This window comes from Cupriavidus necator, assembly GCF_040578825.1.
Taxonomy (GTDB): domain Bacteria; phylum Pseudomonadota; class Gammaproteobacteria; order Burkholderiales; family Burkholderiaceae; genus Cupriavidus; species Cupriavidus necator_E.
In genome coordinates this window covers 43,487-69,805 of sequence record NZ_JBEFLI010000038.1, presented here as the reverse complement: position 1 = coordinate 69,805, position 26,319 = coordinate 43,487, and the positions used below count along the sequence as shown (strand labels likewise).

26 protein-coding genes and 1 tRNA gene are annotated in these 26,319 nt (G+C 65.3%); 23 read left to right on the top strand and 4 right to left on the bottom strand.

Features of this window, described 5'->3' with window-relative positions; all coding sequences use genetic code 11:
- Positions 1–161: 161 nt before the first annotated feature.
- The 3 genes from AB1I47_RS19390 to AB1I47_RS19380 are packed head-to-tail and all read right to left on the bottom strand — an operon-like array spanning position 162 to position 1,964.
- Positions 162–962 carry a DUF3106 domain-containing protein gene (locus tag AB1I47_RS19390; protein ID WP_354685360.1) on the bottom strand — a complete coding sequence of 267 codons (801 nt, stop codon included), beginning with the start codon at positions 960–962 and terminating at the stop codon, positions 162–164.
- A gap of 1 nt (position 963) precedes the next feature.
- Complete coding sequence (locus AB1I47_RS19385; RefSeq protein ID WP_354685359.1) at positions 964–1,398, bottom strand: DUF3619 family protein; 435 nt, start codon at positions 1,396–1,398, stop codon at positions 964–966.
- Positions 1,395–1,964 (bottom strand): RNA polymerase sigma factor, encoded by a 570-nt coding sequence (locus AB1I47_RS19380; RefSeq protein ID WP_354685358.1) that lies wholly within the window; start codon positions 1,962–1,964, stop codon positions 1,395–1,397. Before AB1I47_RS19380 ends, AB1I47_RS19385 begins: the two co-directional genes overlap by 4 nt.
- Before the next feature lie 170 nt (positions 1,965–2,134).
- On the opposite strand from AB1I47_RS19380, the gene AB1I47_RS19375 reads away from it, so the two are divergent.
- The 8 genes from AB1I47_RS19375 (at position 2,135) to AB1I47_RS19340 (ending at position 10,071) form a co-directional block, all read left to right on the top strand.
- On the top strand, positions 2,135–2,341 hold the full coding sequence (locus AB1I47_RS19375; RefSeq protein ID WP_354685357.1) for a hypothetical protein: 207 nt from the start codon (positions 2,135–2,137) through the stop codon (positions 2,339–2,341).
- A gap of 1 nt (position 2,342) precedes the next feature.
- Positions 2,343–4,106 carry an acetolactate synthase 3 catalytic subunit gene (locus AB1I47_RS19370; RefSeq protein WP_354685356.1) on the top strand — a complete coding sequence of 588 codons (1,764 nt, stop codon included), beginning with the start codon at positions 2,343–2,345 and terminating at the stop codon, positions 4,104–4,106.
- On the top strand, positions 4,106–4,597 hold the full coding sequence (gene ilvN, locus AB1I47_RS19365; protein WP_022534048.1) for an acetolactate synthase small subunit: 492 nt from the start codon (positions 4,106–4,108) through the stop codon (positions 4,595–4,597). The genes AB1I47_RS19370 and ilvN overlap by 1 nt, the downstream gene beginning before the upstream one ends.
- 122 nt (positions 4,598–4,719) lie before the next feature.
- The gene (ilvC, locus tag AB1I47_RS19360) at positions 4,720–5,736 is read left to right on the top strand and encodes a ketol-acid reductoisomerase (RefSeq protein ID WP_010809143.1); all 1,017 of its coding nucleotides are present in this window, start codon (positions 4,720–4,722) and stop codon (positions 5,734–5,736) included.
- A gap of 243 nt (positions 5,737–5,979) precedes the next feature.
- A complete protein-coding gene (locus AB1I47_RS19355; protein ID WP_354685355.1) occupies positions 5,980–6,630 on the top strand; it encodes a phosphatidylserine decarboxylase in 651 nt (216 codons plus the stop codon).
- Between the two features lie 25 nt (positions 6,631–6,655).
- Positions 6,656–7,558 (top strand): CDP-diacylglycerol--serine O-phosphatidyltransferase, encoded by a 903-nt coding sequence (pssA, locus tag AB1I47_RS19350; RefSeq protein WP_354685354.1) that lies wholly within the window; start codon positions 6,656–6,658, stop codon positions 7,556–7,558.
- A gap of 128 nt (positions 7,559–7,686) precedes the next feature.
- Positions 7,687–8,190 (top strand): peptidoglycan-binding protein LysM, encoded by a 504-nt coding sequence (gene lysM / locus AB1I47_RS19345; protein WP_354685353.1) that lies wholly within the window; start codon positions 7,687–7,689, stop codon positions 8,188–8,190.
- Positions 8,191–8,529: 339 nt separating this feature from the next.
- Positions 8,530–10,071: a 2-isopropylmalate synthase gene (locus AB1I47_RS19340; protein WP_354685352.1), complete on the top strand. Its 1,542-nt coding sequence runs from the start codon at positions 8,530–8,532 to the stop codon at positions 10,069–10,071.
- Between the two features lie 100 nt (positions 10,072–10,171).
- On the opposite strand, the gene AB1I47_RS19335 is transcribed toward AB1I47_RS19340, so the two are convergent.
- Positions 10,172–10,705, bottom strand: a complete 534-nt coding sequence (locus AB1I47_RS19335; protein WP_354685351.1) for a hypothetical protein — start codon at positions 10,703–10,705, stop codon at positions 10,172–10,174.
- A gap of 199 nt (positions 10,706–10,904) precedes the next feature.
- On the opposite strand from AB1I47_RS19335, the gene AB1I47_RS19330 reads away from it, so the two are divergent.
- The 15 genes from AB1I47_RS19330 to nuoH all read left to right on the top strand — a co-directional run bounded on the left by AB1I47_RS19330 (position 10,905) and on the right by nuoH (position 26,263).
- Complete coding sequence (locus AB1I47_RS19330) at positions 10,905–12,167, top strand: branched-chain amino acid ABC transporter substrate-binding protein (RefSeq protein ID WP_354685350.1); 1,263 nt, start codon at positions 10,905–10,907, stop codon at positions 12,165–12,167.
- Positions 12,168–12,335: 168 nt separating this feature from the next.
- Positions 12,336–12,605 carry a 30S ribosomal protein S15 gene (gene rpsO, locus AB1I47_RS19325; RefSeq protein WP_010809136.1) on the top strand — a complete coding sequence of 90 codons (270 nt, stop codon included), beginning with the start codon at positions 12,336–12,338 and terminating at the stop codon, positions 12,603–12,605.
- A 458-nt stretch (positions 12,606–13,063) separates the two neighbouring features.
- Positions 13,064–15,238, top strand: a complete 2,175-nt coding sequence (gene pnp / locus AB1I47_RS19320) for a polyribonucleotide nucleotidyltransferase (RefSeq protein WP_354685349.1) — start codon at positions 13,064–13,066, stop codon at positions 15,236–15,238.
- A gap of 144 nt (positions 15,239–15,382) precedes the next feature.
- On the top strand, positions 15,383–16,387 hold the full coding sequence (locus AB1I47_RS19315) for an NAD(P)H-quinone oxidoreductase (protein ID WP_354685348.1): 1,005 nt from the start codon (positions 15,383–15,385) through the stop codon (positions 16,385–16,387).
- 116 nt (positions 16,388–16,503) lie between these two features.
- Positions 16,504–17,241 carry a triose-phosphate isomerase gene (gene tpiA / locus AB1I47_RS19310; protein ID WP_354685347.1) on the top strand — a complete coding sequence of 246 codons (738 nt, stop codon included), beginning with the start codon at positions 16,504–16,506 and terminating at the stop codon, positions 17,239–17,241.
- Positions 17,242–17,292: 51 nt separating this feature from the next.
- The gene (secG, locus tag AB1I47_RS19305; protein WP_022534059.1) at positions 17,293–17,667 is read left to right on the top strand and encodes a preprotein translocase subunit SecG; all 375 of its coding nucleotides are present in this window, start codon (positions 17,293–17,295) and stop codon (positions 17,665–17,667) included.
- Positions 17,668–17,854: 187 nt separating this feature from the next.
- Positions 17,855–17,939, top strand: a tRNA-Leu gene (locus tag AB1I47_RS19300).
- Between the two features lie 166 nt (positions 17,940–18,105).
- Complete coding sequence (locus tag AB1I47_RS19295; protein WP_012352330.1) at positions 18,106–18,465, top strand: NADH-quinone oxidoreductase subunit A; 360 nt, start codon at positions 18,106–18,108, stop codon at positions 18,463–18,465.
- A 6-nt stretch (positions 18,466–18,471) separates the two neighbouring features.
- Entirely contained in the window at positions 18,472–18,954 is a 483-nt protein-coding gene (locus AB1I47_RS19290; protein ID WP_011297145.1) for a NuoB/complex I 20 kDa subunit family protein, read from the top strand.
- A 1-nt stretch (position 18,955) separates the two neighbouring features.
- Positions 18,956–19,555: an NADH-quinone oxidoreductase subunit C gene (locus AB1I47_RS19285; RefSeq protein ID WP_354685346.1), complete on the top strand. Its 600-nt coding sequence runs from the start codon at positions 18,956–18,958 to the stop codon at positions 19,553–19,555.
- Between the two features lie 9 nt (positions 19,556–19,564).
- A complete protein-coding gene (locus AB1I47_RS19280) occupies positions 19,565–20,818 on the top strand; it encodes an NADH-quinone oxidoreductase subunit D (RefSeq protein ID WP_354685345.1) in 1,254 nt (417 codons plus the stop codon).
- Between the two features lie 183 nt (positions 20,819–21,001).
- The gene (gene nuoE, locus AB1I47_RS19275; protein ID WP_354685344.1) at positions 21,002–21,499 is read left to right on the top strand and encodes an NADH-quinone oxidoreductase subunit NuoE; all 498 of its coding nucleotides are present in this window, start codon (positions 21,002–21,004) and stop codon (positions 21,497–21,499) included.
- 1 nt (position 21,500) lies between these two features.
- Positions 21,501–22,796, top strand: coding sequence for an NADH-quinone oxidoreductase subunit NuoF (gene nuoF / locus AB1I47_RS19270; RefSeq protein WP_354685343.1), 1,296 nt, complete (start codon positions 21,501–21,503; stop codon positions 22,794–22,796).
- A 12-nt stretch (positions 22,797–22,808) separates the two neighbouring features.
- Entirely contained in the window at positions 22,809–25,172 is a 2,364-nt protein-coding gene (gene nuoG, locus AB1I47_RS19265; protein ID WP_354685342.1) for an NADH-quinone oxidoreductase subunit NuoG, read from the top strand.
- A gap of 26 nt (positions 25,173–25,198) precedes the next feature.
- Entirely contained in the window at positions 25,199–26,263 is a 1,065-nt protein-coding gene (nuoH, locus tag AB1I47_RS19260; RefSeq protein ID WP_354685341.1) for an NADH-quinone oxidoreductase subunit NuoH, read from the top strand.
- The last annotated feature ends 56 nt before the right edge of the window (positions 26,264–26,319 follow it).

Genomic DNA, 26,319 nt, shown 5'->3' with positions numbered 1-26,319 from the left:
CCCCCCCCCCCCCCCCCCCCCCCCCCCCCCCCCCCCCCCCCCCCCCCCCCCCCCCCCCCCCCCCCCCCCCCCCCCCCCCCCCCCCCCCCCCCCCCCAACCCCCCCCCCCCCCCCCCCCCCCCCCCCCCCCTCCCGGTTCCCCCCCATGGGCCCGCGGGGGGCTACTGGCGGGCAGTGGTTTCCGAGGCTGCGGCTTCCGTGATGCTGTCGGAAGCAGGTCCCGCAGGGGAGGCGGGGGCCGCGGATGCCGGCGGGGCCGGCACGGCGGCCGGCGCCGATACGGCCGCAGCCACGGCCGGTGCCGAAGCCGCCTGCGCTTCGCTGGCCGCCCTGGCTCTGGCGTGGACGCCCGCGTGCGCGACGGCGCTGGCCGAACGCGGCTCGTGGCGGAGCAGCTTGCTGGTGTCGCTTGGCAGGCGCTTGCCGCTGGGCAGCGCGCTGACGGCGCCCGGGCGGTGCGGCACGCGCTCGGCGGCGGCCAGCTTCTTCTTCTGCTCTTCCGGGAGCTGCTGGTACTTGTCCCAGGCTTCGGCCTTCTTCTCGGCCGGCAGCGAGCGGGTGATCTGGTAGTTCTCGCGCGCCAGCCGGCGCTGCTGCGGCGTCATCTTGACCCACTCCGCCATGCGCGCCTGCAGCCGGGCCTGCTCCGCCGGCGAGAACTTCGGATAGCGTTCGGCGATGCGCAGCCACTTGTGCCGGTTCAGTTCCGGCAGCGTGTCCCACAGCGGCTGCAGCGGCGCCAGGATGCGCTGGTTGACCGGGCTCAGCTCGGCCCACGTCGGGCGGGCGCTGGCTGCGGGCTGCGGCGCGGAGGCGGGCGCGGTAGCCGGGGCGGTGGCGGAGACGCCTGACGTGCCTTGCGCATGCGCAGTGGCCGGCAGCAGCGACCAGCCGGCGGCGGCCAGCAGCAGCGCGGCCAGCCGGCGGCGTGGGGCGTCGGAGCGGAACAGTGCGGGCGCCATGCTATTGCCCGCGCTTCAGGAAGACGTGGAAGCCCTCGTCGGCGTACGCCGTGGGCGGCAGGTCGTCGAGCAGCATCGCGGCATCGACATCGGCCAGCTCTTCGATGCGCTTCTGCTCTTGCCAGTGGTAGATGCCCATCAGGCCGGCGACCAGCGCCACCAGCGTCCAGAACAGGGCAAAGCGGCGCAGCCAGGCACCGGCGCGATGCAGCGGCGAGCCATCGTCGTCGTCGAACAGGGTCGACTGCGGCCCCGGCATGGCCAGTTGCGGCACCGGCGCGGCCACCTCGGCCTTCTTGCGCGCAAGCGCCATCCGGCGCGCGGCGGCGAGCCGTTCGGTAATGTCGGCAGGCAGGTCATCGGCAGCGGTATCGAGTGCCGCCCGAATCTCACGCGCAAACCGCCGTTCGCGGATTTCTCTCTCGTTTAAGCTCATAGTCGGACCCCCCGTGCGCGCAGGGCTTGTGCCAGTGTATGCGTGGCACGGGAACAGTGCGTCTTGACGCTGCCTTCGGAACACCCCATCACGGCGGCCGTTTCGGCAACGTCCATATCTTCCCAGTAACGCATCAGGAACGCCTCGCGTTGACGCGTGGGCAGGCGCTGGATCTCCTGCTCAATGATATGCATCACCTGCGCGCGTTCCACCTTGTCGGCACTGCTTTCAGCCGATTCCGAGCCGGCCTGCGCCTCCAGCGTCTCCAGCAGGTCGCTGTCGTCGCCGCCCTCGCGGTCGTCGCGCAGGCTCGAAAACAGCGTCACCCACGTGTTGCGCACTTTCTGGCGGCGGAACCAGTCGTGGATGGTGTTCTGCAGGATGCGCTGGAACAGCGGCGGCAGCTCGGCGGCGCCCTTGTCGCCGTATTTCTCGGCCAGCTTGATCATGGCATCCTGGACGATGTCCAGTGCCGCGTCATCGTCGCGGACCGCGAACACGGCCTGCTTGAAGGCGCGCCGCTCGACGCTGGCAAGAAAATCGGACAGTTCCTGGTCGGTGGCCATTCAGGCGGTTGCGGCTTGTTGCTGCGGGTCAATGGCCCGGTTCGGGTGAATGTGCTGCGTACGGCCCGTGGCACACCCAAGTGCTGCGATGCTAGCAAAAAAACCCGCCGATGTACCACTTTGTCTTGCCTGAAATACATTGCCGGACGGAAAAAACACGAACGGGTTCCGTGAAACTCCTGATCCGTGGCACGCAAACAACCATAGACCGCGCTGGTGCATTGCAGTATCATCGTCGGTTCACACGACATACGTGGTTGTCTCATCCGGCCGCTTATGAGGCGGTCTTCCATGCAGACGCGCACCGCTTGAACCCGAGCCACAAGCCCGGCAGAGAGCATCCAAACAATTTTTTGCCGAAAATTGCAAAGGACTGAAATGAACATGCCCAGCGCGGAATTCTCCCACGCCGACAGCAATTCATCTGCCGCACCCGAAATGATCGGGGCGGAAATTCTCGTTCACGCACTTGCCGAAGAAGGCGTCGAGTACGTCTGGGGCTATCCCGGCGGCGCAGTGCTGTACATCTACGACGAGCTCCACAAGCAAAAGAAGTTCGAGCACATCCTGGTGCGCCACGAGCAGGCCGCGGTCCATGCCGCAGACGGCTATGCACGCGCAACCGGCAAGGTGGGCGTAGCGCTGGTGACCTCTGGTCCCGGCGTGACCAATGCCGTCACCGGCATTGCCACCGCGTACCTCGACTCCATCCCGATGGTGGTGATCACCGGCAACGTGCCGACCCACGCCATTGGCCAGGACGCCTTCCAGGAGTGCGACACCGTCGGCATTACCCGTCCGATCGTCAAGCACAACTTCTTGGTGAAGGACGTGCGCGATCTTGCCTCGACCATCAAGAAGGCGTTCTTCATTGCCTCGACCGGCCGTCCCGGCCCGGTGGTGGTGGATATCCCCAAGGACGTTTCCCGCAACGCCTGCAAGTACGAGTACCCCAAGTCGATCGACATGCGCTCGTACAACCCGGTGAACAAGGGGCACTCCGGCCAGATCCGCAAGGCCGTGGCGCTGCTGCAGGGTGCCGAGCGTCCGTATATCTACACCGGTGGCGGCGTGGTGCTGGCCAATGCCAGCGACGAGCTGCGCCAGCTCGCGGCGATGACCGGCCACCCGGTGACCAACACGCTGATGGGCCTGGGCGCGTTCCCCGGCACCCACAAGCAGTTCCTCGGCATGCTCGGCATGCACGGAACGTATGAAGCCAACATGGCCATGCAGAACTGCGACGTGCTGATCGCCATCGGTGCCCGCTTCGACGACCGCGTGATCGGCAACCCGTCGCACTTCACCTCGCAGGCGCGCAAGATCATCCATATCGATATCGACCCGTCGTCGATCTCGAAGCGCGTCAAGGTCGATATCCCCATCGTCGGCAACGTCAAGGACGTGCTGCAGGAGCTGATCGCCCAGCTCAAGGCGAGCGAGATCAAGCCCAAGCGCGAGGCCCTGGCCAAGTGGTGGGACCAGATCGAGCAGTGGCGTTCGGTGGACTGCCTGAAGTACGACCGCAACTCCGAGATCATCAAGCCGCAGTACGTGGTGGAAAAGATCTGGGAACTGACCCACGGCGATGCGTTCATCTGCTCCGACGTCGGCCAGCACCAGATGTGGGCCGCGCAGTTCTACAAGTTCAACGAGCCGCGCCGCTGGATCAACTCCGGCGGCCTGGGCACGATGGGCGTGGGCCTGCCGTACGCGATGGGCATCAAGAAGGCGTTCCCGGAAAAGGAAGTCGTCACCATCACCGGTGAAGGCTCGATCCAGATGTGCATCCAGGAACTGTCGACCTGCCTGCAGTACGACACCCCGGTGAAGATCTGCTCGCTGAACAATGGCTACCTGGGCATGGTGCGCCAGTGGCAGGAGATCGAGTACGACAACCGCTACTCGCACTCCTACATGGACGCGCTGCCCGATTTCGTGAAGCTGGCCGAGGCCTACGGGCACGTCGGCATGCGCGTCGAGAAGACGGCTGACGTCGAGCCGGCGCTGCGCGAGGCGTTCCGCCTGAAGGACCGTACCGTGTTCCTGGACTTCCAGACCGATCCCACCGAAAACGTCTGGCCGATGGTCCAGGCGGGCAAGGGCATTTCTGAAATGCTGCTCGGCGCGGAGGACCTGTAATGCGACACATCATTTCGGTCCTGCTGGAAAACGAACCCGGCGCGCTGTCGCGCGTGGTGGGCCTGTTCTCGGCCCGCGGCTACAACATCGAGACGCTGACCGTGGCGCCCACCGAGGATTCCTCGCTGTCGCGCATGACCATCGTCACCACCGGCTCGGATGACGTGATCGAACAGATCACCAAGCACCTGAACCGCCTGGTGGAAGTGGTCAAGGTGGTCGACCTGACCGAAGGCGCGCACATCGAACGCGAGCTGATGCTCGTCAAGGTGCGCGCGGTGGGCAAGGAGCGCGAGGAAATGAAGCGCACCGCCGACATCTTCCGCGGCCGCATCATCGATGTCACCGAGAAGACCTACACCATCGAGCTGACCGGCAACGGCGTCAAGCTCGACGCGTTCCTGGACGCGATCGACCGCACCGCCATCCTCGAGACCGTCCGTACCGGCGGCTCGGGCATCGGCCGCGGCGAGCGTATCCTGAAGGTCTGACCGGGCGCCGCCCATCCGCACAGCTTCACAGCAGTATCCACGGGCGGCGCGATCCGGGCGCACACGATGCGCACGAGGATGCCGCCCACCTCATACAAAAGACAGAGATTGAAGGATTGATCATGAAAGTGTTTTACGACAAGGACGCCGACCTCTCCCTGATCAAGGGCAAGAACGTCACCATCATCGGCTATGGCTCGCAGGGCCATGCCCACGCGCTGAACCTGAAGGATTCGGGCGTCAATGTGACGGTCGGCCTGCGCAAGAGCGGCGCGTCGTGGAACAAGGCCGCCAACGCCGGCCTGCAAGTCAAGGAAGTGGCCGAGGCCGTCAAGGGTGCCGACGTGGTCATGATCCTGCTGCCGGACGAGCAGATCGCCGACGTGTACAAGAACGAAGTGCACGACAACATCAAGGAAGGCGCCGCGCTGGCCTTCGCCCACGGCTTCAACGTGCACTACGGTGCCGTGATCCCGCGCGCCGACCTGGACGTGATCATGATCGCGCCGAAGGCCCCGGGCCACACCGTGCGCGCCACGTACACGCAAGGTGGCGGCGTGCCGCACCTGATCGCCGTGCACCAGAACAAGTCCGGCGCCGCCCGTGACATCGCGCTGTCGTACGCCACCGCCAACGGCGGCGGCCGTGCCGGCATCATCGAGACCAACTTCCGCGAAGAAACCGAAACCGACCTGTTCGGCGAGCAGGCCGTGCTGTGCGGCGGTACCGTCGAGCTGATCAAGGCCGGCTTCGAGACGCTGGTGGAAGCCGGCTACGCGCCGGAAATGGCCTACTTCGAGTGCCTGCACGAGCTGAAGCTGATCGTCGACCTGATCTACGAAGGCGGCATCGCCAACATGAACTACTCGATCTCCAACAACGCGGAATATGGTGAGTACGTCACCGGCCCGCGCGTGGTGACCGAAGAGACCAAGAAGGCGATGAAGCAGTGCCTGACCGACATCCAGACCGGTGAGTACGCCAAGAGCTTCCTGCTGGAGAACAAGGCCGGCGCCCCGACGCTGATCTCGCGCCGCCGCCTGACCGCCGAGCACCAGATCGAGGAAGTGGGTGCCAAGCTGCGCGCGATGATGCCGTGGATCGCCAAGAACAAGATGGTCGACCAGTCGAAGAACTAAGCTGGCCTGACTGTCTGATGGCCCGCGCCGCACGGCGGCGGGCCGAAGCCGTTCAGCGTTCCGTGCCATGCCCTTCTATCATCGGAAGGGGAGGTGCGGGGCCTGGACGGCTTTTTGTTATGCTTGTCAGACTTCGGGCAAGGCGTGCATCATGCTGCTCCGCGACCATGGGGCAGCGCCGGCTGCTGGTACCGCCGCCGCGCCGCCTTGCCTTGGTCTTGTATCCACCGAAACTCGTACTGCATGAACTATCCTCATCCGCTGATCGCCCGTGAAGGCTGGCCGTTCCTGGCCGGCGCCTTTGTCATCTCGCTGCTGGTGCACGCCAGCGCGGGCTTCTGGTGGGCGCTGCCGCTGTGGATCATCACGGTGTTCGTGCTGCAGTTCTTCCGCGATCCGCCGCGCCCGATCCCGTCGCAGCCCAATGCCGTGCTGGCCCCGGCCGACGGCCGCATCGTCGTGGTCGAAAAGGCGCAGGATCCGTATGCGGGCCGCGAGGCGCTGAAGATCAGCGTCTTCATGAATGTCTTCAACGTGCACTCGAACCGCGTATCGGTCGACGGCGCGGTGGAGAAGGTCGAATACTTCCCCGGCAAGTTCGTCAACGCCGACCTGGACAAGGCTTCGACCGAGAACGAGCGCAACGCCGTGCTGATCCGCCGCGCGAACGACGGCCAGCTGGTGACGCTGGTGCAGGTGGCCGGCCTGGTGGCGCGCCGTATCCTGTGCTACACCAAGGTGGGCGACAACCTGTCGCGCGGCCAGCGCTACGGTTTTATCCGCTTCGGCTCACGCGTCGACGTCTACCTGCCGCTGGATGCGCGTCCGCGCGTGACCATCGGCGAGAAGGTCTCGGCCTCGTCGACCATCCTCGCCGAACTCGACGTGAAGTGAGCGACGGCCATACAGGAGGACTGTGATGGTTGCCTTCCATCGACGTAACAAACGGACCGGCAGCGGCAACGTGACCCACCTGCGGCCGTTCCGCCACAACCAGCTGCGCGGCGCCGAAGACTATGACGACGAGGCCGCCGACGACCACGACGACATCGTCTACGAGCGCCAGCGACCGCGCCGGCGCGGCATCTACCTGCTGCCCAACGCCTTCACCACCGCGGCGCTGTTCGCGGGGTTCTTCGCCATCGTTCAGGCGATGAACATGCGTTTCGATGTGGCGGCCATCGCCATCTTCGCCGCCATGGTGCTGGATGGCATGGACGGGCGCGTGGCGCGTATTACCAATACGCAGAGTGCGTTTGGCGAGCAATACGACTCGCTGTCGGACATGACCTCGTTTGGCGTGGCGCCGGCGCTGGTGATGTACGAATGGATCCTGCACGACCTCGGCAAGTGGGGCTGGATCGCGGCCTTTGTCTACTGCACCTGCGCGGCGCTGCGGCTGGCGCGCTTCAACGCCAATATCGGCGTCGTCGACAAGCGCTTCTTCCAGGGACTGCCGAGCCCGGCCGCTGCAGCGCTTGTCGCCGGTTTCGTCTGGCTGGTGATCGACAACAAGCTGCCGGTCAAGGAACTGTGGATGCCGTGGGTGGCGTTCGGCATCACGCTGTACGCCGGGCTGTCGATGGTGTCCAATGCGCCGTTCTACAGCGGCAAGGCGCTCGACGTGCGCTACCGCGTGCCGTTCGGCATGATGGTGCTGGTCCTGGTGCTGTTCGTGGTGGTGTCGACCGATCCGCCGGTGGCGCTGTTCGGCCTGTTCGTCGCGTATGCGATCTCGGGCTACCTGCTGTGGGGCTGGCGTGCGCTGCACGGCAAGCCGGGCGGGGTGAAGAAGGTGCGCGACACGGGGGCCGAATCCTGATCGTTGCGAAAAGGGAAGGGCGCTACGGCGCCCTTCGTGCTTTGCGCAGGGTTCACAATTGTTTTCATGCCGCGGCCTTCGGGGCGTGGCACTCTGCAGTGTTTTCCACCCACCGTCAGGAGGCTGTCATGGGCATGTTCGACTTCATCAAGGAAGCGGGAGAAAAGCTGTTCGGCACCGGCGAGGCCAAGGCGGCGCAGGATGCCGCCAAGGCGGATGCGTCGGCCGAGAAGGTCGATGCGGCCAACCGCGCCGCCGGCGACGCGATCGAGGCGTATATCAGGAAGATGGGGCTCGATGCCACCGGGCTGATGGTGCAGGTAGACGGCTCGCAGGGGCTGGTCACCGTGTTCGGCGTGGCGCCGGACCAGGCCACGCGCGAGAAGATCATCCTGTGCGCCGGCAATGTCGAGGGCGTGGACAAGGTCGAGGACAAGATGTCGGTCAATGTCGAGTCGACCGAGTCGCAGTGGCACACGGTGGTCAAGGGTGACACGCTGTGGGCGATCGCGCAGGCCGCCTATGGCAACGGCGCCGAGTACAACAAGATCTTCGAGGCCAACAAGCCGATGCTGTCGCATCCGGACAAGATCTATCCGGGCCAGAAGCTGCGCATCCCGCCCAAGGGCTGACGCAAGCGGATCCCTGCCGCTGGCGCCCGCGTGCGGCAAAACCCTGTGTTGCACGCGCGCGCCAAACCAGATATAGTCGCTGCCATGATTTCGCGCCAAGTCCTAATCGCCCGCACCACCCTAGGTGGCCTACTAGGCCATCAGGTCGGGACGCGCGCGCGCTAAGGACGGACTCACCCCTTAGCGCGAAATCCGCAAGGAATTTTCCAACGCCCCGGCCTGCTTTGATGCACGCCGGGGCGTTTTGCATTCCACAGCCGTGGAGCGCGGAACAGGCGGTAAAGCTCCGGTGGCGGCATGCCGGGGACAGCACACTACAAGCAATCAGGAGCTCCACAAATGTCTGACAAACTCATCATTTTCGACACCACGTTGCGTGACGGCGAGCAGTCGCCCGGCGCCTCGATGACCCGCGAGGAAAAGATCCGCATCGCGCGCCAGCTCGAACGACTGAAGGTCGATGTGATCGAGGCCGGTTTTGCCGCGAGCTCCAATGGCGACTTCGAGGCGATCCGCTCGATCGCCCAGGTGGTCAAGGATTCCACCATCTGCTCGCTGGCCCGCGCCAACGACAAGGACATCGCCCGCGCCGCCGAAGCGCTCAAGCCCGCCAACTCGTTCCGCATCCACACCTTTATCGCCACGTCCGCGCTGCACATGGAGAAGAAGCTGCGCATGACGCCGGACCAGGTGTACGAGCAGGCCCGCCTCGCGGTGCGCTTTGCGCGCCAGTTCACCGACGATATCGAGTTCTCGCCGGAAGACGGCAGCCGCTCGGACATGGATTTCCTGTGCCGCGTGCTCGAAGGCGTGATCGCCGAAGGCGCGACCACCATCAACCTGCCGGATACCGTCGGCTATGCCGTACCGGAAGGCTATGCCGATCTGATCCGCTCGGTGCGCGAGCGCATCCCCAACTCGGACAAGGCGGTGTGGTCGGTGCATTGCCATAACGACCTCGGCATGGCCGTGGCCAACTCGCTGGCCGCCGTCAAGCTGGGTGGCGCGCGCCAGATCGAATGCACCATCAACGGCCTGGGCGAGCGCGCCGGCAACACCAGCCTGGAAGAAGTGGTGATGGCGGTGAAGACCCGCCGCGACTACTTTGATCTGGACGTCGGCGTGGACACCACGCAGATCGTGCCGGCCTCGAAGCTGGTATCGCAGATCACCGGCTTCGTGGTGCAGCCGAACAAGGCGGTGGTGGGCGCCAACGCGTTCGCGCACGCCTCGGGCATCCACCAGGATGGCGTGCTGAAGGCGCGCGATACCTACGAGATCATGCGCGCGGAGGATGTGGGCTGGACCGCCAACAAGATCGTGCTGGGCAAGCTGTCGGGCCGCAATGCCTTCAAGCAGCGCCTGCAGGAACTGGGTGTCGAGCTCGAGAGCGAAAGCGAAGTCAATGCAGCCTTCGCGCGCTTCAAGGAGCTGGCCGACCAGAAGGCCGAGATCTTCGACGAAGACATCATGGCCATCGTCTCGAACGAGGCCCAGCACGATGCCAACGAGCACTTCCGCTTTATCTCGCTGTCACAGCGCTCCGAAACCGGCGAGCGTCCGCATGCCCGCGTGGTGTTCAGCATGGATGGCCAGGAGCAGAGCGGCGAGGGCGAAGGCAACGGCCCGGTCGACGCCACGCTGCATGCGATCGAGTCGCGCGTGGCCAGCGGTGCCGAGATGGTGCTCTATTCGGTGAACGCCATCACTGGCGGCACCGAAGCCCAGGGCGAAGTGACCGTGCGCCTGTCCAAGGCCGGCCGCATCGTCAACGGCGTTGGCACCGACCCGGATATCGTCGCCGCCTCGGCCAAGGCCTACCTGGCCGCGCTCAACAAGCTGCACGACAAGGCCGTGCAGAAGATCAACCCGCAGATCTGATCCGACACCTGCGTTAGACGGCGGAAGGCTGACCCGGCCTGAGCGTCCGGACCAAGCCCGTCATTCCCGACCCGGGAATGGCGGGCTTTTTCATGCGCGCCTACCAGCGGCGGAACCTCTCGTCCGGCTCGTAGAGCGGATCGGGCGTGATCTGCGTCCGGCGCAGCACGCCGGCATCGTCGAAATAGAAGTGGTACAGCGACGGCCACACGTCTTCATGGCGGAAGCGGTACGACCAGACTTCGTTGCGCATCCGCGGGAAGTATTCGATTGGCAGGCGCGTCATGCCGTAATGCTCGGCCACGTCCCACTTGGTCCAGCGGTTGACCTGCGCCTTGTACAGCTCGGGCGTCGACAGCACGTTGCTGAAGCGGGTCAGGTTGCCGTTGCGGTCGAATTCCGCGCCGTAGGCCTGCTGGCCCATCGGCTGGCGCGAGTAGATCCAGCGCGAGGTGCCGTCGGGCAGGTTGAACACATCGGTGGGCGGGCCGAAGCGGGCCTGGATCGCGCTCTTTGGCTGGCCAACCAGCTTTTCGCCCTCCTGCACCGGCATCAGCGAAGCGCAGGCGGACAGCAGCGCGGCGCCCAGCGCCAGCACAAGCCGGCGCGCGCCGTTGGCGATGACGGGGTTCATGGCAAGCCTCGTTCGATGCATGGATGACATACCAAGTGTAGTGCGGCGTCACGACGGTGTGCGTCGGGCGCTGCTTTTGATTGCTTCTCGCCCCAAGTTGCGGCCATCCTCTTTGAAGTCATGGTGACTGAAGCTGCCGCCACGGCATTTGCCCGCAGGCGGGCGCTGCCGTACCATCCAGCGCTTTCCGGGAGAGACTATGAAGGTTGCGGCGCGGTGGCGTGGATGGCTGGGCGGGTTGTTGCTGGTGGCTGCGGCCGGCGCATCGGCGCAGGAGCCGATCCGGCTGGGCATGATCGACGGGCTTTCCGGTCCGTTCGCCAACGCCGGCGAGGCGGTGGTGCGCAACCTGCGCCTGGCGATCGAGCGCATCAATGCGCGCGGCGGCGTCAGGACCGCCGAAGGCGTGCGGCCGCTGGAGCTGGTCACCTTCGACAGCAAGGGCAATGTCGACGAAAGCCTGATCCAGTTGCGAGCGCTCACTGACAAGCGCATTCCCTTCGTCCTGCAGGGCAACAGTTCGGCGGTGGCCGGCGCGCTGGTATCGGCCATCAACCGCCACAATGCGCGCCAGCCGGAGTCGCGCGTGCTGTTCCTGAACTACTCGGCGGTCGATCCCAGCCTGACCAACGAAAACTGCAGCTTCTGGCATTTCCGCTTCGACGCCAGCGCCGACATGCGCATGCAGGCGCTGACCGAGGTGATCCGGCAGGACCAGTCGGTGCGCAAGGTGTACCTGATCGACCAGGACTACAGCTTCGGCCACCAGGTGTCGCGCTCGGCGCGCGAGATGCTGGCGGCGCGCCGGCCCGATATCCAGGTGGTCGGCGACGAGTTTCATCCGATCGGCAAGATCAAGGACTTCGCGCCCTATATCGCCAAGATCAAGGCGAGCGGGGCGGATGCCGTGATCACCGGCAACTGGGGCAACGATCTGACGCTGATGGTCAAGGCCGCGCGCGAAGGCGGGCTGCGCGCCAAGTTCTACACCTTCTACGGCAACGGCCTGGGCGCGCCGGCGGCCATGGGCGATGCCGGCGTGGGCCGCGTGCTGGCCGTGGCGGAGTGGCACCCCAACGTCGGCGGTGCCGCGTCGGACGCCTTCTACCAGCAGTTCCGCGCGCGCTACCCCGAGCCGAAGGACGACTACGTGCACCTGCGCATGCAGATGATGGTGGAAATGCTGGCGCGCGCGATCGAGCAGGCCGGCTCGACCGATGCGGTCAAGGTGGCGCGCTCGCTCGAGAACATGCGCTACCTCAACGACTTCCACGAAGCCACCGTACGTGCCGACGACCACCAGGTGCTGCAGCCGCTGTATGTGTCGGTGATGGAGCGGCAGGGCGGGGCGGTGCGCTTCGACAACGAGGGCTCGGGCTACGGTTTCCGCACCGTGCGCAAGCTCAAGGCGGCCCAGACCACGCTGCCCACCACGTGCCGGATGGAGCGCCCCGAGCGCTAGTGTGGCCGGGGCAGGCGGCGCGGTTCTCCTGCCACGGCTTTTCCGTTATAATGCGCGGCTGTCGTCGCCTGGCTATCGATTGAATCGGGCTGGACGGCGGCATAGCAAGTGACACGACGCATGCGGCGCATCCCGCGCTGTGGCGGTCGCAAGTGAAAGGAAATCATCATGGCAGTCGCCGATATCAACAAGTCCGAAGTCATCAAGCAGTTCGCCCGTGGCGCCAACGACACCGGCAGCCCCGAAGTGCAAGTGGCCCTGCTGACCACCCGCATCAACGAACTGACCCCGCACTTCAAGGCCAACATGAAGGATCACCACAGCCGCCGCGGTCTGCTGCGCATGGTGAGCCGCCGCCGCCGCCTGCTGGACTACCTCAAGTCCAACGACGCCGACCGCTACCGCGCCCTGATCGAAAAGCTGGGCCTGCGCAAGTAAGGTTGCGCCAGAGGTTGCGTCCGATGGCCGCGCGGTTCCTGGGTTTGCACGGTTTCGCGTGAGGCCTCGATGCCTGCTTCAGCATTGCTGGGGCAGGCATTTTGCATTTCTGGCCGGGCGATTTGGCCCTGGCCGGCGATGCGGTGATGTTGAGGCGTGATTTTCCCTTCACGTAGTCCGGCGAGAATTCCGATTCCCCGGGCGCCCGTTGCGGCAAGCCGCGCAACGGAGTAAGTTGTTCTTTTTTTCTGGTTTTAGTATCCGGACCGGCCAAGGAAACAGGGCTTTGTGTCATTCCAGCGCGCCATCGGCAGACAGTGCCGCGCTGGAATGGCATAGCACTTCCCTGCGACTGCAACCGCCTCCGGCAGTTAGCCTGCGGCTGAGAACGCAGGCGTGGCACGCTGCGCAATCATTGCAGCAACGTTTGCGGCGTGCACGCAAGACAAGGAATGCAAATGTCCATGTTCAACAAGATCGTCAAGGAATTCCAGTGGGGCCAGCACACGGTTCGCATGGAAACCGGCGAAATCGCCCGCCAGGCCGGCGGTGCCGTGCTGGTCGATGTGGAAGACACCGTGGTGCTGGCGACCGTGGTCGCCGCCAAGAGCCCGAAGCCGGGCCAGGACTTCTTCCCGCTGACCGTCGACTACATCGAGAAGACCTACGCGGCCGGCAAGATCCCCGGCGGCTTCTTCAAGCGTGAAGGCCGTCCGTCGGAAAACGAGACGCTGATCTCGCGCCTGATCGACCGTCCGCTGCGCCCGCTGTTCCCGGAAGGCTTCTACAACGACGTCCAGGTGGTGATCCACGTGGTGTCGCTGAACCCGGAAGTGCCCGCCGACATCCCCGCGCTGATCGGCGCGTCGGCCGCGCTGGCCGTGTCGGGCATTCCGTTCAATGGCCCGGTCGGCGCCGCGCGCGTGGGCTACAAGGACGGCCAGTATCTGCTGAACCCGACCCGCTCGCAGCTCGCTACCTCGGACCTGGACCTGGTGGTCGCCGGTACCGAGCGCGCCGTGCTGATGGTGGAATCGGAAGCCAACCAGTTGTCGGAAGACGTGATGCTGGGCGCCGTGGTCTATGGCCATGAGCAGATGCAGATCGCGATCAACGCGATCCATGAGCTGGTGCGCGAAGGTGGCAAGCCCGAGTGGGACTGGGCCCCGGCCGCCAAGAACGAGCCGCTGATCGCCAAGGTCAGCGAAGTCGCGCTGCCGCTGCTGCAGGAAGCCTATCAGCTGCGTCAGAAGTCCGCCCGCAGCCAGAAGCTGAAGGAAGTGAACGCCAACGTGGCGGCCGCCCTCGAAGCCGCCGGCGTGGAAGCCGACAAGGTGGAAGTCGGCAACATCATGTTCGACCTGGAAGCCAAGATCGTGCGTGGCCAGGTGCTGGCCGGCGAGCCGCGTATCGACGGCCGCGACACGCGCACCGTACGCCCGATCGAGATCCGCTCGTCGGTGCTGCCGCGCGCGCACGGCTCGGCGCTGTTCACCCGCGGCGAGACGCAGGCGCTGGTGGTGGCGACGCTCGGCACCAAGAGCGACGAGCAGATCATCGACGCGCTCGCCGGCGAGTACCGCGACCGCTTCATGCTCCACTACAACATGCCCCCGTTCGCCACCGGTGAAACCGGCCGCGTGGGCAGCCCGAAGCGCCGTGAAATCGGCCACGGCCGTCTGGCCAAGCGCGCACTGATCCCGGTGCTGCCGAAGGAAGACGAATTTGCCTACACCATCCGCCTGGTTTCGGAAATCACCGAGTCCAACGGTTCGTCGTCGATGGCTTCGGTCTGCGGCGGCTGCCTGGCCCTGATGGACGCCGGCGTTCCGGTGAAGGCGCACGTGGCCGGCGTGGCCATGGGCCTGATCCTGGAAGGCAACAAATTTGCCGTGCTGACCGACATCCTGGGCGATGAAGATCACCTGGGCGACATGGACTTCAAGGTGGCGGGTACCGACAACGGCATCACGGCGCTGCAGATGGACATCAAGGTCCAGGGCATCACCAAGGAGATCATGCAGGTCGCGCTGGCGCAGGCCAAGGAAGGCCGCCTGCATATCCTGCACAAGATGCAGGAAGCGATGGGCCATGCCCGCACCGAGCTGTCGGCGCACGCGCCGCGCATGATCACCATGAAGATCCATCCGGACAAGATCCGCGAAGTGATCGGCAAGGGCGGCTCGACCATCCAGGCGCTGACCAAGGAAACCGGCACCACCATCGACATCCAGGAAGACGGCACGATCACCATCGCCTCGACCTCGACCGAAGGCATGGCCGAAGCCAAGCGCCGCATCGAGGGCATCACCGCGGAAGCCGAAGTGGGCAAGATCTACAACGGCACCGTGCTGAAGCTGCTGGACTTCGGCGCCATCGTCAACATCCTGCCGGGCAAGGATGGCCTGCTGCACATCTCGGAAATCGTCAACGAGCGTGTGAAGGACATCAAGGACTGGCTGAAGGAAGGCCAGCAAGTCCGCGTCAAGCTGATCCAGGCCGACGAAAAGGGCCGTCTGCGCCTGTCGCTGAAGGCCGCGCTGGCAGAAGAGGGTGGCAGCATCAGCCCGATCAATGCCGGCGAAAGCGCCGCACCGGCAGCGCCGGCCGGTGGCTCGGAGCAGCAGCAGTAAGCGGGGCAGTACTGTCCCAAAGGTGCCGCCGCAAGGCGGTGCCGCGGAAAAACGGCCGGCCGATGCCCGGCCGTTTTTTTGTTTACACTGCGGCAACCCATCGAGCCAAGGCTCACACCGAGCAACGACAAGGAGCAAAGAAGCATGCAAGCCATCGAGATCCGCGAATACGGCGCCCCGGAAGTTCTCCAGCTCATCGAGCGTCCCGACCCGGTGCCCGGCGCGGGCGAGATCCTGATCCGCGTGGCCGCCGCCGGCGTCAACCGCCCGGATGTCTTCCAGCGCACCGGCAACTACCCGGTGCCGCCGGGCGCGTCGGACCTGCCGGGACTGGAAGTGGCAGGCGTGGTGGTGGGCGGCGATCTGTCGCATCCGGACAACCGCTTCGGCCTGAAGGTCGGCGACCGCGTCTGCGCGCTGGTGCAGGGTGGCGGTTACGCGCAGCTGTGCACCGCGCCGGTGGCGCAGTGCCTGCCAGTGCCGGATGGCCTGAGCGACATCGAGGCCGCGGCGCTGCCCGAAACCTTTTTCACCGTGTGGAGCAATGTGTTCGACCGCGGTTACCTGGGCCAGGGCCCGCGCGGCAAGGACGAGACGCTGCTGATCCAGGGCGGCTCGAGCGGCATCGGCACCACCGCGATCCAGATTGCCAAGGCACTGGGCTTCAAGGTGTTCGTCACCGCCGGCACCGATGAAAAGTGCAAGGCCTGCGAGGATCTCGGCGCCGATCGCGCGATCAACTACAAGACCCAGGACTTCGTCGCCGAAGTGGCTGCGCTGACCGAAGGCAAGGGCGTCGACGTGATCCTCGACATGGTCGCCGGCCCGTACCTGGCGCGCGAGCTGAAGTGCATCGCCGACGATGGCCGCATCGTCATCATCGCGCTGCTGGGCGGTGCCAAGGCCGAGATCCCGCTGGGCGACATCCTGCGCCGGCGCATCACCGTGACCGGCTCGACGCTGCGCCCGCGTCCCGCGTCCTTCAAGGGCAAGATCGCCGCCGCGCTGCACGAGCAGGTGTGGCCGCTGCTGGCCGCCGGCAAGATCAAGCCGGTGATCCACCAGGTATTCCCGGCCGCGCAGGCGGCCGACTCGCACCGCCTGATGGAGTCGAGCGAGCATATCGGCAAGATCGTGCTGACCTGGTAACCGGCCCGAAGAGTCTGAAGCCATCGCAATGCCGCCGCCCGTCACCAGAGGGCGGCGGTAGCGTCCCGCCCCTGCGACACGCTACAATACCGGGTTTGATTTCGGAGGGGCACCAAGTGAGACAAAAGCTCGTCATCGGCAACTGGAAGATGCATGGCAGCCTGGCTGCGAACGCCGCGCTGCTCGACGGTATCAAGGCTGGTGCGGCGCGTGCGTCGCTGGCGGTCTGCGCACCGTTCCCCTATCTTGCACAATGCCAGGCGCTGCTCAATGGCTCGCAGGTAGCCTGGGGTGCACAGGATGTGTCGGCAGAGGCGCGCGGTGCCTTTACCGGCGAAGTGGCGGCGTCGATGCTGGGCGAGTTCGGCTGCACCTATGCGCTTGTCGGCCACTCCGAGCGCCGCACTTATCACGGCGAAACCGACCAGGTGGTGGCGGCCAAGGCGCTGCGCGCGCTGGAATTCGGCATCGTGCCGGTGGTCTGCGTCGGCGAAACGCTGGCCCAGCGCGAAGCGGGCGAGACCGAGGCCGTGGTCGGCCGCCAGCTGCAGGCGGTGCTGGAAGCGCTGTCGGTAGAGCAGCTCAGCCGCGTGGTGCTCGCCTACGAGCCGGTCTGGGCGATCGGCACGGGCAAGACCGCGACCAGCGAGCAGGCGCAGGCGGTGCACGCCTTCCTGCGGGGCCAGGTGGCGGCGCGCGACGCCGGCGTGGCCGAGCGCATGCCCATCCTGTACGGCGGCAGCGTCAAGCCGGATAATGCGGCCGAACTGTTTTCCATGGCCGACATCGATGGGGGGCTGATCGGCGGCGCCTCGCTGAAGTCGGACGATTTTCTCGCGATCGGCAACGCCTGAATGCCGGCCGTACCGATCGACCGATCAGGCACGTAAGCTTATTTAAATCAAATGGCAATCTTCAAGACTTTGTTGGTGGTGCTGCAGGTGTTGTCGGCGCTGGGCGTGATTGGCCTAGTGCTGATCCAGCATGGCAAGGGCGCCGATGTGGGCGCGGCGTTCGGCTCGGGCGCCTCGGGCAGCCTGTTCGGCGCCACCGGCTCGGCAAACTTCCTGTCGCGCACTACCGCCGTGCTGGCGACGCTGTTCTTTGTCTGCACGCTGGCCCTGACGCTGCTGGGCAACTACAAGCCCGCTGCTTCGCTGGGCGTGATGGGAGCGGCGCCGGCATCGGCGCCCGCCACGGCAGGCGCTTCGGCACCCGCTGCGGCGCCGGCCGCTGCCGCTGCTGCATCGGCACCCGCTGCTCCCGCCGTACCGAAATAATCCGCTGGCCTTGCGGCGGATTCCTGAGTTTTTTTGCGGTTGTGCGTTGAACAAAGCAAGAAATTTGGGTTAGAATGCAAGGCTTGAAACGATTCCCCAGCGATGGGTCTTGAGCGAAGGCGAAAGCCTCTGCAAAAGGCCTGAAGGGCCTGAAAACCCGGCGCCAGGCAATATTGTTTCTCCCCCAGCCGACGTGGTGAAATTGGTAGACACGCTATCTTGAGGGGGTAGTGGCGAAAGCTGTGCGAGTTCGAGTCTCGCCGTCGGCACCAAACAACTTGATCGGAGTCCCTGGCCGGGCAATGCACCCGAGCGTGGGGCTCCGGCAGTCCGCAAGGCGGCGCGCCGTGATTCTCATGGCTTAGCGCCTGGGGTGGGCAACAGGACGCCGCTTCAGCTGGTGCTGTTGACAACATTCCAGATAAGGCTGGCCGTACCTTGAATCTCGAAGCCTACTTCCCCGTTCTCATCTTCATCATCTTCGGTGTCGTGCTCGGCGTGGCACTGATGTCGATCGGTCGGATCCTCGGTCCGAACAAGCCCGATCCCGCGAAGCTGTCGCCGTACGAGTGCGGCTTCGAAGCGTTTGAGGATGCGCGCATGAAGTTCGACGTGCGCTACTACCTCATCGCCATCCTGTTTATCCTGTTCGATCTCGAAACCGCCTTCCTGTTTCCGTGGGGTGTTGCCCTGAAGGATATCGGCTGGCCGGGATTCATCGCCATGGGCGTGTTTCTGCTGGAATTCATCGTGGGCTTCGTCTACATCTGGAAAAAGGGCGCGCTCGATTGGGAGTGATGTGAAATGGCAATCGAAGGCGTTCTCAACGAAGGCTTTGTCACGACTACCGCTGACAAGCTGATCAACTGGACCCGCACCGGGTCGCTGTGGCCGATGACCTTCGGCCTGGCCTGCTGTGCCGTGGAAATGATGCATGCCGGCGCCGCGCGCTATGACCTGGACCGCTTCGGCGTGGTGTTCCGCCCGTCGCCGCGCCAGTCGGACGTGATGATCGTGGCCGGCACGCTGTGCAACAAGATGGCCCCCGCGCTGCGCAAGGTCTACGACCAGATGGCCGAACCGCGCTGGGTGATCTCGATGGGTTCGTGCGCCAACGGCGGCGGCTACTACCACTACTCGTATTCGGTGGTGCGTGGCTGCGACCGGATCGTGCCGGTGGATATCTACGTGCCGGGCTGCCCGCCGACGGCCGAAGCGCTGATCTACGGCGTGATCCAGCTGCAGAACAAGATCAAGCGTACCAACACCATCGCGCGCAAGGGCTGACATGGCGAAGCTTGACACCCTGAAGGCCGCGCTCGAGAAGGTTCTCGGCAAGCGCGTGCAGAAACTGATCGAGGCGACCGGCGAACTGACGCTGATCGTCAAGTCCGAAGACTACCTGGAAGCGGCCCGCATCCTGCGCGACGATCCCTCGCTGCGTTTCGAGCAGCTGATCGATCTGTGCGGCGTGGACTATTCCGAATACGGCGACGGCGCCTGGGAAGGCCCGCGCTTCGCCGCGGTCTCGCACCTGCTGTCGGTGACGCATAACTGGCGTCTGCGCGTACGTGTGTTCGCGCCTGATGATGATTTCCCGGTGCTGCCGTCGGTGATCGACGTGTGGAACTCGGTGAGCTGGTTCGAGCGCGAAGCCTTCGATTTCTACGGCATCGTGTTCGACGGCCACCCGGACCTGCGCCGCATCCTGACCGACTACGGTTTCGTCGGCTATCCGTTCCGCAAGGATTTCCCGGTCTCCGGCTATGTCGAGATGCGCTACGACCCGGAGCAGAAGCGGGTCATCTACCAGCCGGTCACGATCGAGCCGCGCGAAATCACGCCGCGCGTGATCCGCGAGGACAAGTACGGCGGTTTGGAGCACTGAGAACGCGCCATGGCAGACATCAAGAATTACACCCTGAACTTCGGCCCGCAGCACCCGGCCGCGCACGGCGTGCTGCGCCTGGTGCTGGAACTGGACGGCGAAGTCATCCAGCGCGCCGATCCGCATATCGGCCTGCTGCACCGTGCCACCGAGAAGCTGGCCGAACAGAAGTCCTGGATCCAGAGCGTGCCCTACATGGACCGCCTCGACTATGTGTCGATGATGGTCAACGAGCACGCCTACGTGATGGCGATCGAGCGTCTGCTGGACATCGAAGTGCCGATCCGCGCGCAGTACATCCGCGTGATGTTCGACGAGATCACCCGCCTGCTGAACCACCTGATGTGGATCGGCGCGCACGCGCTCGACGTGGGCGCGATGGCGGTGTTCCTCTACGCCTTCCGCGAGCGCGAGGACATGTTCGACATGTACGAGGCGGTGTCGGGCGCGCGCATGCACGCGGCCTACTATCGTCCGGGCGGCGTCTACCGCGACCTCCCTGACACGATGCCGCAATATCGTGCCTCCAAAGTCCACAACGAGCGTGCCATCAAGGCCATGAACGAAGCGCGTTCGGGCTCGCTGCTGGACTTTATCGAGGACTTCACCAACCGTTTCCCGAAGTACGTCGACGAATACGAGACGCTGCTGACCGACAACCGGATCTGGAAGCAGCGCCTGGTGGACATCGGCGTGGTCAGTCCGGAACGCGCGCTGCAGATGGGCTTTACCGGCCCGATGCTGCGCGGCTCGGGCATCGAATGGGACCTGCGCAAGAAGCAGCCGTACGAGGTGTACGACAAGCTGGACTTCGACATCCCGGTGGGCGTGGGCGGCGACTGCTACGCGCGCTACCTGGTGCGCGTGGAAGAGATGCGCCAGTCCAACCGGATCATCAGGCAGTGCGTGGACTGGCTGCGCCGCAACCCGGGCCCGGTGATCACCGACAACCACAAGGTGGCGCCGCCCTCGCGCGTGGACATGAAGTCCAACATGGAAGAGCTGATCCACCACTTCAAGCTGTTCACCGAAGGCATCCACGTGCCCGAAGGCGAAGCGTACGCAGCGGTGGAGCACCCGAAGGGCGAGTTTGGCATCTACGCGATCTCGGACGGCGCGAACAAGCCGTACCGCCTGAAGATCCGTGCACCTGGCTTCCCGCACCTGGCCGCCCTCGACGAGATGGCCAAGGGACACATGATTGCTGACGCGGTAACGATCATCGGCACGCAAGACATCGTCTTCGGCGAGATCGACCGTTAATCACGGACCGCCGGCCCGGACGACGATCCGGGCGCTTTCCGCGGCGCTCCCCGGACGGGGGCGGCCCGGAAGACCCGCGGCGGACCGGCAAGGCCTAAGGCCCGCCGGCGGAACGGCAGCGACGGCTGCAAACCTGCGGATGGACGCCCAGTGCGCTGCCTCCGCCGTTTTACTGCAATGACCATGCTATCAGCAGAAGCTCTCAAGGAAATCGATCGCGCGATCGCGAAGTATCCGGCCGACCAGAAGCAGTCGGCCGTGATGGCGGCGCTTGCCGTGGCGCAGGGCGAGGTGGGCTGGGTTTCCCCCGAAGTCATGCAGTTCGTCGCCAACTACCTCGAGATGCCGCCCGTGTGGGTGGAAGAGGTGGCGACCTTCTACAACATGTACGACACCAAGCCGGTGGGCAAATTCAAGCTCGCCGTCTGCACCAACCTGCCGTGCGCCCTGTCGGGCGGCGAGCGGGCCGGCGAGTACCTGAAGCGCAAGCTCGGGATCGACTACAACGAGACCACCGCTGACGGCTGCTTCACCCTGAAAGAGGGCGAGTGCATGGGCGCCTGCGGCGACGCGCCGGTGATGATCGTCAACAACACCCGCATGTGCAGCTTCATGAGCGACGCCAAGCTCGACGCGCTTGTCGACGAGCTCAAGGCCGAAGCCGCCAAGGGGGGCAAGTAACATGACCTGTCTGCACGACCGCCATATCCAGCCGCTGATCCTGGCCGGCCTGGACGGCAAGAACTGGCACCTGGAAGACTACGTCAAGCGTGGCGGCTACCAGCAACTGAAGCGCATCCTGACCGAGAAGATCCCGCCCGAGCAGGTGATCGCCGATGTCAAGGCCTCCGGCCTGCGCGGCCGCGGCGGCGCGGGCTTCCCGACCGGCCTGAAGTGGAGCTTCATGCCGCGCACGTTCCCGGGTCAGAAATATCTGGTCTGCAATACCGATGAAGGCGAGCCCGGCACGTTCAAGGACCGCGACATCATCCGCTACAACCCGCATTCGCTGATCGAGGGCATGGCCATCGGCGCGTATGCGATGGGCATCACCGTGGGCTACAACTATATCCACGGCGAGATCTGGAACGAGTACAAGATCTTCGAGGAAGCCCTCGAAGAGGCGCGCGCTGCCGGCTTCCTGGGTGACAACATCCTGGGTTCGGGCTTCAGCTTCCAGCTGCACGCGCACCACGGCTACGGCGCCTATATCTGCGGCGAGGAAACCGCGCTGCTCGAATCGCTGGAAGGCAAGAAAGGCCAGCCGCGCTTCAAGCCGCCGTTCCCGGCCAGCTTCGGCCTGTACGGCAAGCCGACCACCATCAACAACACCGAGACCTTTGCCGCGGTGCCGTTCCTGCTGGCCATCGGCCCCGAGAACTACCTGAAGATGGGCAAGCCGAACAACGGCGGCACCAAGATCTTCTCGATCTCGGGCGACGTCGAGCGTCCCGGCAACTACGAGATCCCGCTGGGCACGCCGTTCGCCAAGCTGCTGGAGCTCGCGGGCGGCATGCGTGGCGGCAAGCGCATCAAGGCGGTGATCCCGGGCGGCTCGTCCGCACCGGTGGTGCCGGGCGACCTGATGATGGCGTCCGACATGGACTACGACTCGATCGCCAAGGCCGGCTCGATGCTGGGCTCGGGCGCGGTGATCGTGATGGACGAGACGCGCTGCATGGTCCGCTCGCTGCTGCGCCTGTCGTACTTCTATTTTGAGGAATCGTGCGGCCAGTGCACGCCGTGCCGCGAAGGCACCGGCTGGCTCTACCGCATGGTCAATCGCATCGAACACGGAGAGGGGCGCCAGGAAGACCTGGACCTGCTCAATAACGTCGCGGAAAACATCATGGGCCGCACCATCTGCGCGCTCGGCGATGCCGCGGCGATGCCGGTCCGCGGCATGCTCAAGCACTACTGGAAAGAGTTCGAGTATCACGTCGAACACAAGCAGTGCATGGTTCCGGCCTACATCTAAGCGTGGCAGAACATGGTTGAACTAGAGATCGACGGCAAGAAGGTTGAGGTTGCTGAAGGCAGCCTGGTGATGGAAGCCGCCCGCAAGCTGGGCACCTACATCCCGCACTTCTGCTACCACCGCAAACTGTCCATCGCGGCCAACTGCCGCATGTGCCTGGTCGAGGTCGAAAAGGCCCCGAAGGCGCTGCCTGCCTGCGCCACGCCGGTGACCCCCGGCATGAAGGTCTTCACCAATTCGGAGAAGGCGGTCAAGGCGCAGAAGTCCGTGATGGAATTCCTGCTGATCAACCACCCGCTCGACTGCCCGATCTGCGATCAGGGCGGCGAATGCCAGTTGCAGGATCTGGCCGTGGGCTACGGTGCCTCGGAGTCGCGCTACAAGGAAGAGAAGCGTGTGGTGTTCCACAAGAATGTGGGCCCGCTGATCTCCATGGAAGAGATGACCCGCTGCATCCACTGCACCCGCTGCGTGCGCTTCGGCCAGGAAGTGGCCGGCGTGATGGAGCTGGGCATGCTGGGCCGCGGCGAGCATTCCGAGATCACCACCTTTGTCGGCAAGACCGTGGATTCGGAACTGTCGGGCAACATGATCGACCTGTGCCCGGTCGGCGCGCTGACCAGCAAGCCGTTCCGCTACTCGGCCCGTACCTGGGAACTGGCGCGCCGCAAGTCGGTGTCGCCGCACGACGGCCTGGGCGCGAACCTGGTGGTGCAGACCAAGAACCAGCGCGTGATGCGCGTGCTGCCGCTGGAAAACGAAGACATCAACGAGTGCTGGATCTCCGACAAGGACCGCTTCTCGTATGAAGGCCTGAACAGCGCCGACCGCCTGACCCGCCCGCTGCTGAAGCAGGGCGGCGAATGGATGGAAACCGACTGGCAGACCGCGCTCGAATACGTGGCCAACGGCCTGGCCGGCATCAAGCGCGATCATGGCGCCGACCAGATCGCCGCGCTGGCCAGCCCGCACAGCACGCTGGAAGAACTGTTCCTGCTGGGCAAGCTGATGCGCGGCCTGGGCAGCGACAACGTCGACTTCCGCCTGCGCCAGTCCGATTTCTCGGCCGGGATGAAGGGCACGCCGTGGCTCGGCATGCCGGTGGCCGACGTGACCACGCTGCAACGCGTGCTGGTGATCGGCTCGTCGCTGCGCAAGGATCATCCGCTGCTGGCTTCGCGCCTGCGCCAGGCTGCCAAGAAGGGTGCCCGTGTCGCCGTGCTGGGTGCCGGCGGTGAAGACCTGCTGATGCCCGTGGCCGCCCGCATCGACGTGGCGCCGTCGGGCTGGGCCGCGGCGCTCGCCGGCGTGGCCCGTGCCGTGGCCGCCGCCAAGGGCGTGGCCGCCCCGGCCGGCACCGACGGTTTCGACGGCGGCGACACTGCCAGAAAGACGGCAGAAGCGCTGCTGTCGGGCGAGCGCCGCGCCGTGTTCCTCGGCAACGAGGCCGTGCGTCATCCGCAGTTCTCGGCGCTGCACGCGCTGGCACAGTGGATCGCCACCGAAACCGGCGCGACGCTGGGCTTCCTGACCGAGGCAGCCAACACCGTCGGCGGCTATGTCGCCGGCGCGCTGCCCAGGCAGGGCGGCGCTGATGCGCAGGCGATGCTGGACACGCCGCGCAAGGCCTACATCCTGCTGAACACCGAACCGGAATTCGATACCGCCGAGCCGCGCAAGGCGCTGGCCGCGCTGGCCCAGGCCAGCACGGTGGTGGTGCTGTCGCCGTTCCGTTCGGAAGCGGCGATGGAATACGCCGACGTGATTCTGCCGGTGGCGCCGTTCACCGAGACCTCGGGCACCTTCGTCAACTGCGAAGGCTTGCCGCAGAGCTTCAACGGCGTGATCCGCGCATTGGGCGAATCGCGCCCGGGCTGGAAGGTGCTGCGCGTGCTGGGCAACCTGCTGGACGTGGCCGGTTTCGACTACGACACCGCCGAGGCGGTCCGCGCCGAAGTGCTGTCGGCCCCGGTCGCCGCGCTGCTCGACAACGGCACCGACGCGCCGATCCGCGTCAGCGCCGCTGCCGGCGGTATCGAACGCATCGCCGACGTGCCCATTTACCACGCCGACCCGATCGTGCGCCGTGCCGATTCGCTGCAGCTCACCGCCGCCGCGCGCCGCGCCATGCAGATCGCGCTGCCGGCCGATCTGTTCAAGCGCCTGGGCATCCAGTCGGGCGACCCGGTGCGCGTCACGCAAGGGCAGGGCAGCGTAGTGCTGCCGGCCGTGCTGGAAGCCACGCTGCCGGCCAACACCGTGCGCGTGCCGGCGGCAACGCCGGCGGCCATCGGGCTGGGCGGGATGTTCGGTACCGTGACGGTCGAGAAGGCCGTCGAGCTCCCGGTCGGCCGCCAGGCCGAAGTCACCGCCTAAGCGCAGAAGAATAGCGAGAACGCAACATGATCGACTGGATTACCTCGCAAGGCCACGCCATCTTCGGCGGCGCATGGACGCCGCTGTGGATCCTGATTCGCGCCGTGGTCATTGTGGTGCCGCTGCTGCTGTGCGTGGCTTACCTGATTCTGTGGGAGCGCAAGCTGATCGGCTGGATGCACGTCCGCCTCGGCCCGAACCGCGTGGGCCCCCTCGGCCTGCTGCAGCCGATTGCCGACGTGCTGAAGCTGCTGCTCAAGGAAGTCATGATGCCCACGCAGGTCAGCCGGGGCATGTACCTGATTGCCCCGCTGATGGTGCTGATGCCCGCCGTGGCGATCTGGGCCGTGATTCCGTTCCAGGCCGAAGTGGTGCTGGCGGACGTCAACGCCGGCCTGCTCTATGTGATGGCGATCAGCTCGGTGGGCGTGTACGGCGTGATCCTGGCCGGCTGGGCCTCGAACTCCAAGTACGCCTTTATCGGCGCCATGCGCGCCGCGGCACAGATGGTGTCGTATGAAATCGCCATGGGCTTCGCGCTGGTGACGGTGCTGATGGTTGCCGGCAGCCTGAACCTGTCGGCCATCGTCAACGGCCAGAACACCGGCTACTTCGCCGACATGGGCATCAACATCCTGTCGTGGAACTGGTTGCCGCTGTTGCCGATGTTCGGCATCTACTTCATCTCGGGCGTGGCCGAAACCAACCGCCACCCGTTCGACGTGGTGGAAGGCGAATCGGAAATCGTGGCCGGCCACATGATCGAATACTCGGGCATGGGCTTCGCGCTGTTCTTCCTGGCCGAGTACATCAACATGATCATCATCTCGACGATGACCGCGCTGATGTTCCTGGGCGGGTGGGCGCCGCCGTTCGCAAGCGCGGTGACCAATGCGGTCCCCGGCTTCTTCTGGCTGCTCGCCAAGGTATTCCTGCTGCTGTCCGTCTTCATCTGGATCCGCGCCTCGTTCCCGCGCTACCGCTATGACCAGATCATGCGCCTGGGCTGGAAGGTGTTCATCCCCCTGACCGTGGCGTGGCTGATCATCGTGGCGATCTGGATCAAGTCGCCCTGGAACATCTGGCACTGAACGGCCAAACGACGGTGCGCGTGCTGCAACACGACGGCGCGCGCACCGTGTGGAAA